The 7,631-nt window shown below is 73.4% G+C and carries 8 protein-coding genes and 1 tRNA gene; 5 read left to right on the forward strand and 4 right to left on the reverse strand.

Translation table 11 applies throughout. The annotated features are described in order from the left end of the window. A partial coding sequence (mdlC, locus tag ACWEVO_RS23525; protein ID WP_452309679.1) for a benzoylformate decarboxylase occupies nt 1-1,199 on the reverse strand: 1,199 nt, incomplete at its 3' end. A 108-nt stretch (nt 1,200-1,307) separates the two neighbouring features. After that, the gene (locus ACWEVO_RS23530) at nt 1,308-2,111 is read right to left on the reverse strand and encodes an S-methyl-5'-thioadenosine phosphorylase (RefSeq protein ID WP_452309680.1); all 804 of its coding nucleotides are present in this window, start codon (nt 2,109-2,111) and stop codon (nt 1,308-1,310) included. A gap of 153 nt (nt 2,112-2,264) precedes the next feature. Between ACWEVO_RS23530 and ACWEVO_RS23535 the strand changes: the two genes are divergently transcribed. From ACWEVO_RS23535 to ACWEVO_RS23555, 5 genes are all read left to right on the forward strand, one after another. Further along, a complete protein-coding gene (locus ACWEVO_RS23535; RefSeq protein WP_452309686.1) occupies nt 2,265-2,855 on the forward strand; it encodes a YqgE/AlgH family protein in 591 nt (196 codons plus the stop codon). Between the two features lie 91 nt (nt 2,856-2,946). Further along, nucleotides 2,947-3,019, forward strand: a tRNA-Ala gene (locus tag ACWEVO_RS23540). 114 nt (nt 3,020-3,133) lie between these two features. Further along, complete coding sequence (locus ACWEVO_RS23545) at nt 3,134-3,409, forward strand: type II toxin-antitoxin system Phd/YefM family antitoxin (protein WP_452309687.1); 276 nt, start codon at nt 3,134-3,136, stop codon at nt 3,407-3,409. Beyond that, nucleotides 3,406-3,663 carry a Txe/YoeB family addiction module toxin gene (locus tag ACWEVO_RS23550; protein WP_452309681.1) on the forward strand — a complete coding sequence of 86 codons (258 nt, stop codon included), beginning with the start codon at nt 3,406-3,408 and terminating at the stop codon, nt 3,661-3,663. The genes ACWEVO_RS23545 and ACWEVO_RS23550 overlap by 4 nt, the downstream gene beginning before the upstream one ends. A 73-nt stretch (nt 3,664-3,736) precedes the next feature. Then, on the forward strand, nt 3,737-4,354 hold the full coding sequence (locus ACWEVO_RS23555; RefSeq protein WP_452309682.1) for a GNAT family N-acetyltransferase: 618 nt from the start codon (nt 3,737-3,739) through the stop codon (nt 4,352-4,354). Nucleotides 4,355-4,409: 55 nt separating this feature from the next. On the opposite strand, the gene ACWEVO_RS23560 is transcribed toward ACWEVO_RS23555, so the two are convergent. Together ACWEVO_RS23560 and ACWEVO_RS23565 are read right to left on the reverse strand one after the other, a co-directional pair. Then, nucleotides 4,410-5,471, reverse strand: coding sequence for a glycerophosphodiester phosphodiesterase family protein (locus ACWEVO_RS23560; RefSeq protein WP_452309683.1), 1,062 nt, complete (start codon nt 5,469-5,471; stop codon nt 4,410-4,412). Between the two features lie 148 nt (nt 5,472-5,619). Next, the coding region (locus tag ACWEVO_RS23565) for a DUF4153 domain-containing protein (protein ID WP_452309685.1) at nt 5,620-7,631 on the reverse strand (2,012 nt) is incomplete at its 5' end.

The following is a 7,631-nucleotide window of genomic DNA, read 5'->3' on the forward strand; positions in this document are numbered from 1 at the left end:
CCCAGGCCGCCGCTGGCCATCGTGAAGTACGACCGGGGCCGGTCGACCCGCAGCCGGCGGCGCAGCGCCGACAGGTTGGACGGTGACTCCTGCACCAGCACCCCGTCGGCCGGCCAGTGCCGGGCCAGGGCCGCGAAGAGCGCGTCGGCGTTGGGCGGCTCGGTGGCCTCCGGCGGCGCCGGGTCGGGGCGGGCCGACGGTGGTGGCCGGTCCGCCGGCGGCAGCAGTTCCAGCAGGGCGGCCAGGGCCAGTCCGGCGTCGCTGAGCAGGCTCGCGCCGACCGGGGCCCGGGCCGACTCGTCCGGGTCGTCGGTGACGTGCAGCAGCCGGGCGTCGGCCGGCAGGTAGTCGCCGGGCACGTGCGGGTAGTAGCGGAACACCGGGGCGCCGATCACCAGCACGGTGTCGTGCCCGTGCAGCGCCTCGGCGAGCGGGCCGATGGCGTACGGCAGGACGCCCCGGAAGTGCGGGTGGTTCTCGGGGAAGACGGCCCGCTCCGGGGCGGGCGCGGACCAGACCGGGGCGGCTAGCCGCTCGGCCAGCGCCACCGCCGCCGGCCAGGCGTCGGACCGGTCCACCGCCGCGCCGAGCACCAGGGCCGGGGCGCGGCTGGCGGCCAGCAGCTCGGCGAAGCCGCGCAGCAGGTCCGGGTCCGGGGCGATCCGGGTGGCCACGGTCCGGACCTGCGGCGGTGGGTCGGCCGGACGGCCCCAGTCGTCCATCGGCAGGGAGAGGAAGACCGGCCCGGCCGGCGGCTGCACGGCCGTCGCGTACGCCCGCATGAAGGCCGCCGGGATGTCCTGCGCGCGGACCGGCTCGTAGGCCCACTTGACGTACGGCTGGGTCAGCTCGGTGGCCCGGCGGTTGGCCAGCCGCGGCTCGAGCAGCAGCATCTCCCGGTTCTGCTGGCCGGCGGTGACGATCAGCGGCGTCTTGTTGTGCCAGGCGGTGACCAGGTTGCCCATCCCGTTGCCGGTGCCCGGGGCGGTGTGCAGGTTGACGTGCGCGGGGCGGCCGGTGGCCTGCGCGTAGCCGTCGGCCATGCCCATCGCCGACGCCTCGTGCAGCGCGTGCACGTACTGGAAGTCGGCGGGGAAGTCCTGCAGGAAGGTCTCCTCCGTCGAGCCGGGATTACCGAAGACGGTGGTCAGGCCGAGGTCACGGAGCAGGTCGTAGGTCGTGTCGCGGACCGTTGCCATCGCCGGCTGCCTCCCGTCCCCCGCGTGGTGCCGGAGGCGGCTTGGTGATCAGCTCTCCGACCAACCGAATTTATCGGTCCTCGGTTGACTTTTCGGGCGCTTCTCGGGTCAGGGCAGCGGGAAGGGCAGCTTGATCCCGTCGAGGGCGTGCCCGCACGGGCAGTTTCGCTCGGCCGGCAGCGCGGCCACCGCGTCCAGCAGCACCCCGCGCAGCCGGTCGGTGTTCTCCGCGAACACCCGGAAGACCTCCTCCTGGGTGACCGACTCGCCGGCCTCGACGCCCGCGTCCAGGTCGGTGACCAGCGCGATCGACGTGTAGCAGAGGGCCAGTTCGCGGGCGAGCACCGCCTCCGGGTGGCCGGTCATGTTGACCACCGTGCCGCCGATCGCGGCGAACCAGCGCGACTCGGCGCGGGTGGAGAAGCGCGGCCCCTCGACCACCACCACCGTCCCGCCGTCCACCGCCGGCACGTTCCGCCCGGCCGCCGCGTCGAGCAGCGTGCGGCGCCCCGCCGGGCAGTACGGGTCGCCGAACGGGACGTGCACGGCGCCCCGGTCGTAGTAGCTCTGCACCCGGCCGCTGGTGCGGTCGATGAGCTGGTCCGGCACCACGAACGTGCCCGGGCCCAGCTCGGGCCGGAGCCCGCCGACCGCGCACGGGGCGAGCACCTGGCGCACCCCCAGGGAGCGCAGCGCCCACAGGTTCGCGCGGTACGGGATCCGGTGCGGCGGGTAGCGGTGGTCGCGCCCGTGGCGGGGCAGGAACGCCACCCGGCGGCCGCCCACCTCGGCGATCGTGATCGCGCCCGACGGCGTCCCGTACGGGGTGTCCACCTCGTGCTCGGTGGCGCCGTCGAGCAGGGCGTAGAGGCCCGACCCGCCGATCACCGCCAGCTCGGCCGTTGGACCCATGCGGCCCTCCCTCGATCCTGTCGCGATCACCCGCCCGACAGACCTTAGTCAGCGGGCCCGGTGCAGGCTATGGTGCGTGGCATGGCGTTGACAGCGCGGCTCCCCGACGACGCCGGGTGCGCCGCACCGGCGTACGGCTGACGGGTGTCGGACATGCAGGGTGAGGGACAGGCGATCGGTGGCCGGGCCATGGACTCGATGACCGGGCGGCTGCTGGTCGCGACTCCGACGCTCAAGGACCCCAACTTCGACCGTACGGTCGTGCTGCTGGTCGCCCACGAGCCCGGCGGCGCGCTCGGTGTGGTGCTCAACCGGGCGACCGAGGTCCCGGTGGCCGACGTCCTGGGCGACTGGAGCGACCTGGCCCGGCATCCCGCGGTGCTCTTCGAGGGCGGGCCCGTGCAGCCCGACTCGGCCATCTGCCTGGCCCGGATGCGGCACCCGGTCAAGCCGGTGAAGGGCTTCCACCGGGTCTCCGGCGCGGTCGGCACCATCGACCTGTCGGTCGACCCGGAGCGGCTGCGGGAGGCTGTCGGCGGGATCCGGGTCTTCGCCGGTTACTCCGGTTGGGGCGCCGGCCAGCTCGAACGGGAGATCGAGGAGGGGTCCTGGTTCGTCCTCGACGCCCTGCCCGGGGACGCGTTCGTCGACCGGCCGGATGATCTGTGGCCGATGGTGCTGCGGCGGCAGGGCGGCATGATGGCGGCGGTGGCCCACTTCCCGCCGGACGTGGCGCTGAACTGACCCCTCCGGGTGGGGGACCCCCGCGAGATGACCATGCCGACCGGCGTGTGTATAGTTCTCTCCGTGCCCGGGCGACCGGGGACGACCGCAAGGGGCCGTGGCGCAGCTGGTAGCGCACCACACTGGCAGTGTGGGGGTCAGGGGTTCGAGTCCCCTCGGCTCCACCCGAGCGAGCGAAACGCCCTGGTGAGGGAGCATCCCACACCGGGGCGTTTGTCGTATCCGATCTCCCCATCACGGTGAGGTACACTTTTCTGTACATTGCCGTGGGGGTGACCATGCGTACCGTGAACTTCACCCAGCTGCGCCAGAACCTGGCCGCCGAGCTGGACAGCGTCATCGACGACGCGGAAGAGCTGGTGGTGACCCGGTCGGGGCATGAGCCGGTCGTCATCGTGCCCCTCGCCGAGTACGAATCGATGAAGGAGACCGAGTACCTGCTCCGGAATCCGAGCAACGCCGCTGCCCTCCGCCGCTCGATGGCGGAGCTGGAATCGGGTGCTGCCGCCGAGCGGGACCTGATCGATCCGGCCGATGTCCGGGACGTCGCGTGAGGTTGGTCTTCACGCCGACGGCATGGGACCAGTACCTCAGCCATACGGACCGCAAGCTGGTCAAGCGCATCAACGATCTCATCGCGGACGTCATGCGCAACGGGTACGAGGGCATTGGCAAGCCGGAGCCCCTTCGGGGGGAGCTGTCCGGCTTCTGGTCTCGGCGGATCGATCGTGAGCACCGGCTGGTCTACCGGATCACCAAGGACGACGTCGAGATCATCGCCTGCCGATACCACTACGGCGACCGGTAGCTCCGGGCCAGGCGCCAAGCCCCCGACGCAAAACGGATCGCCGCATCGGGCGCCCACGTGTGATGGTGATCCCGTGCCCCAGCCGATCTTGCATACCGACCGCCTGCTGCTGGTCCCCCTCGCCGACCGACACCTCGACCTGGAGGTCCAGCTCGACGCCGACCCGGAGGTGCTCCGCTACCTCTTCGGCCGGGCCCGGTCCAGGGACGAGGTGATCGTCTCGCACGCCCGGCGGATGGAGCTGGGCCGCCGGGTGGACGGCCTGGGCTACTGGATGGCGTTCGCGACCGCGGGCGCGGCACCGGGCTCGACGCCACCGGCCCGGGAGGACGAGGGTGAGTTCGCCGGGCTGATGATGCTGCCCCCGGCGCACGGCCCCGACCAGCCCGACGACCCGACCGTCTGCGACCTGGGTTACCGCATCGTCCGGCGGCACTGGCGCAAGGGCGTGGCCAGCGAGGCGTCCCGTGCCCTGCTGCGGCACGCCTTCGACACCGTCGGGCAGCGTCGGGTGATCGCGCAGACGATGGCCGTGAACGCCGGCTCCCAGGCCGTGATGAAGGCCGTCGGCCTGCGGTACGTGCGCACCTACTTCCCGTCGTGGGACGAGCCGCTGCCGGGGGCGGACCTCGGCGAGGTGGAGTACGAGATGACCCGCGAGATGTGGGCGGAGCGCCGGGGCCCGCGCTGAGAGTGCCGAGGACGGGCGACCGGAGGGCACCCGTCGGGCGCCCTCCGGTGCGCGGTCAGCGCGGCTCGTACGCCTTCGGCAGGCGCATGCCCCGCTCGGCCATGAGCTGGCGTACTCGGTTGGGGTAGTTGGTGATGATGCCGTCCACGCCCAGGTCGATGAGGGCCGCGACGGTGGCCGGGTCGTCGCAGGTCCAGGGGATGACCTTAAGACCCCGCGCGTGCGCCTCCGCGATCATGGTGGCGTCGGGGTAGAAGCGGAAGCCCGGGTCGGCGACCGTGCCGTTCTGCGGGAAGCCGTAGTTGGGGGAGAGCGCGGTCACGCCCGGTATGGCCGCCGCCGCCCGCACGAAGTCGCCGCCGAAGTCGTCCGCGTCGAGGCCGCCGAGCCACGGCGACGCGCCCGGCTTGCCGACCTGCAGGAAGTCGTAGTTGGTCAACGCCACCAGCGGCCACCGCGGGGCGAGCCGGTGCATGACCCGCAGCGCACCCCAGTCGAAGGACTGGATGGTGACCTGGTCCTCGATGCCGGAGGCGCGGATCTCCTCGAAGACCCGGCGGACGAAGAGTTCACGCGGCGCGGTCTGCTCCGGCGCCCCCGCCTCGACCTTGGTCTCGATGTTCAGCGTGACCTGGTTGGCGTGCCAGCTCCTCACCAGGTCCAGCACGTCCCGCAGCTCGGCCATCCGGACGCCGGCGATCCGCTCCTGCTCGGGGAAGCCGGGCAGCTGCTGGTAGCCGCAGTCCATGGTCTTGATCTGGGCCAGGGTCAGGTCCCTGATGTACTTCCCCACGTACGGGTACATCGGGTCCCCGGGGGTGACCGGCGCGGTGTCCCGGCACTTCTGCGCGCTGACCTGCCGGTCGTGCGTGACCACGACCTTCTCGTCCCGGGTGACCTGGGTGTCCAGTTCCAGCGTGCTGACCCCCAGGCGCATGGCCTTGGCGAAGCCCGCCAGGGTCTCCTCGGTGGTCAGGCCGATGCCGCCCCGGTGCGCCTGCAGGTCGAACTGGGTCTTCTGCGGCAGCACGCCGGGACCGGTGGCCGCGTGCGCCGCCGTGGGCACGGCCAGCACCGCCCCGGCGGCCAGGGCCGCCATGAGCTGACGGACGGACATGCGAAACCTCCCCTTGCTCGGATGACGATGCCGAAGCTAGAGGCGGCGCCGGTGCCCGTCGTGGCCCTGGCGTGAGGGGGCCGTGAACGTTCGCGGACGACCCGGGTACGCCGGCCGGACCGCGTCGGTGCGCGGCCCGGCCGGGTCGTCACCGCGGGCCGCGGCTCTTGGGCAGGTCGAACTGGTCGGCCTTGCGGCAGTCCTTCGGGCCGCCGATCGCACCCTTGCCGAGCCGGTCCAGGGTCTGCCGGGCCCGGTACCGGCCCAGGTTCCAGGCGTACCAGGGGTCGGGCTGCTTCAGGTCCTTGGCGATCCAGCTCAGCGTGCAGCGGCGGACCGGGTCGGGGAGCTCGCTGAGCGCGGGCGTGGCGTCGGCGGAGAGCGCGCGCAGGTACCAGGCGTCGATCTTGCCAGCCTGCTCGTACCGGACGATGTTGCGCCGGGCCGCGTAGTCCTCCGGGTTGAGCACCGCCAGGCCGAGCAGCATCGCCACGGCGAGCGCCACGGTGGTGCCCGGGATCCACCGGCCCTGCCACCGGACTCCGGCCGCCAGGATCATCAGGAAGACCGCGCCGAGCAGCAGTTCGAACGCCATCACGAAGATCCGCTCGCCGGTGAAGCTGTAGACCTTCTGGTATGTCCACATCCGGGACAGCGCCGACACGACGATCACCACGCTGAGTGCGCTGAGCAGGCCCAGCAGGACGCGCAGCACGGTCCGCTCGGCCGACCGTTCCCGGCTGGCCCAGCGGCTCACCCCGCCGAGCACGGCCAGGGTCAACAGGGTGACGAAGAGCAGTTGCCAGAAGCCGCTGCGGGCGTACTCGGAGTAGCTCAACCCGGCGACCTTTTGCACGTGCCGCTGCCCGCCGAAGAGCACGGCGAACTGGACCACCACGAACCCGGCGAAGAGCAGGGTCAGCGCCCCGATGGCCGGGGCCCATTCCAGCAGGCCGAGGCGGCGCGCGCTCGGCTTGTCCACGGTGGAGAGGTCCGGCGGGGCGGCCAGGGTGTAGACCGCCGCGACGGCGATCAGCCCGCCGACCACCGCCAGGAAGATCCCCTGGAACGTCGACCCGCCGCTGACGTCGGGCACGATCGCGCTGAGCACCTCGTCGAAGGCCGCGTCGGCGGAGGCGAGCAGGGCGCCGAAGACCAGCAGCACCAGCACGGTGGCCGCGATCGAGCCGACGACCCGGCGTACCGTCCCGGCCTCGGGGGAGGCGGTGATGTGCCGGCGTACCCAGGGCAGGCCGCGGAACGCCGCGAACGGCGTGGCGACCAGGCCGAACAGGATCGACCGGACGAGCCGTCCGCCGACGATGGCCAGGGTGGCGCAGCCCAGCGCGCCGAGGACGCAGAAGGTCACCAGCCACCAGGCGTTGCGGAACGCCGGTACGGCCAGCAGCGCCAGGGCCGCCGCCGCCCAGCCGGCGCGGATGAGCCGCTCGGTGCGGGGCAGTTCAGCGGTGTGTCGCCGCACCGCGAGCAGCACGCCCAGGGTCAGCGTGAGCCAGCCGAGGAACCAGCCGACGCCCACCCGGTTCAGCGGCACGAAGAACGCCGTGCCCAGCGCCCCGGCCAGCACGCCGAGCGGGACCGCGCGGCCGGTGCCCGGCTTCGGCCCCGGCCAGCGGGCCCCGAGGAACGACGTCCGGGGTACGCGCGGGCGGGGTGCCCAGGCCCCGCCGGGCTGCGGCGGGAAGGTCTGCCACGGTGGCGGTGCGGGGTGCGGCTGACCCGGTACCGGCCGGACCGGCGCGGGCTGGCCGGTGACCGGTGCGGTGGTGCCGGGCGGCGGGGCCCAGGCCGCCGGTGCGCCGGCCGCTGGTGCTTCGGGGGTCGTCGTGCCCGGGGTGGGCGGGGTGGCGCTCGTGCTCGCGGTCGCCGCTGGGCTCGCCTCCGGTTCGGTGGCGCCGTCGGCGGCCGCCGCTGCGGCGGCCGCCTCGATGGCCGGCAAGCCAGCGTCGGCCGTCGCCGCCCGCCCGGAGACCGGCTCGGGCCCGACAGCGGCTGGGCTCTCCGCGGCCGGGCTTTCCGCCGCTGGAGTGACCCCCTTCCCAGCCGGTGCGGGCGCGGGATCGGCCTCGACGGCCGGCGCGGCGGCCTGGGCGGGTACACCGGGCGCGGGCACCAGGACCCGGGGCGCGGTCGACGGCC

Source organism: Micromonospora sp. NPDC003776 (assembly GCF_053605645.1).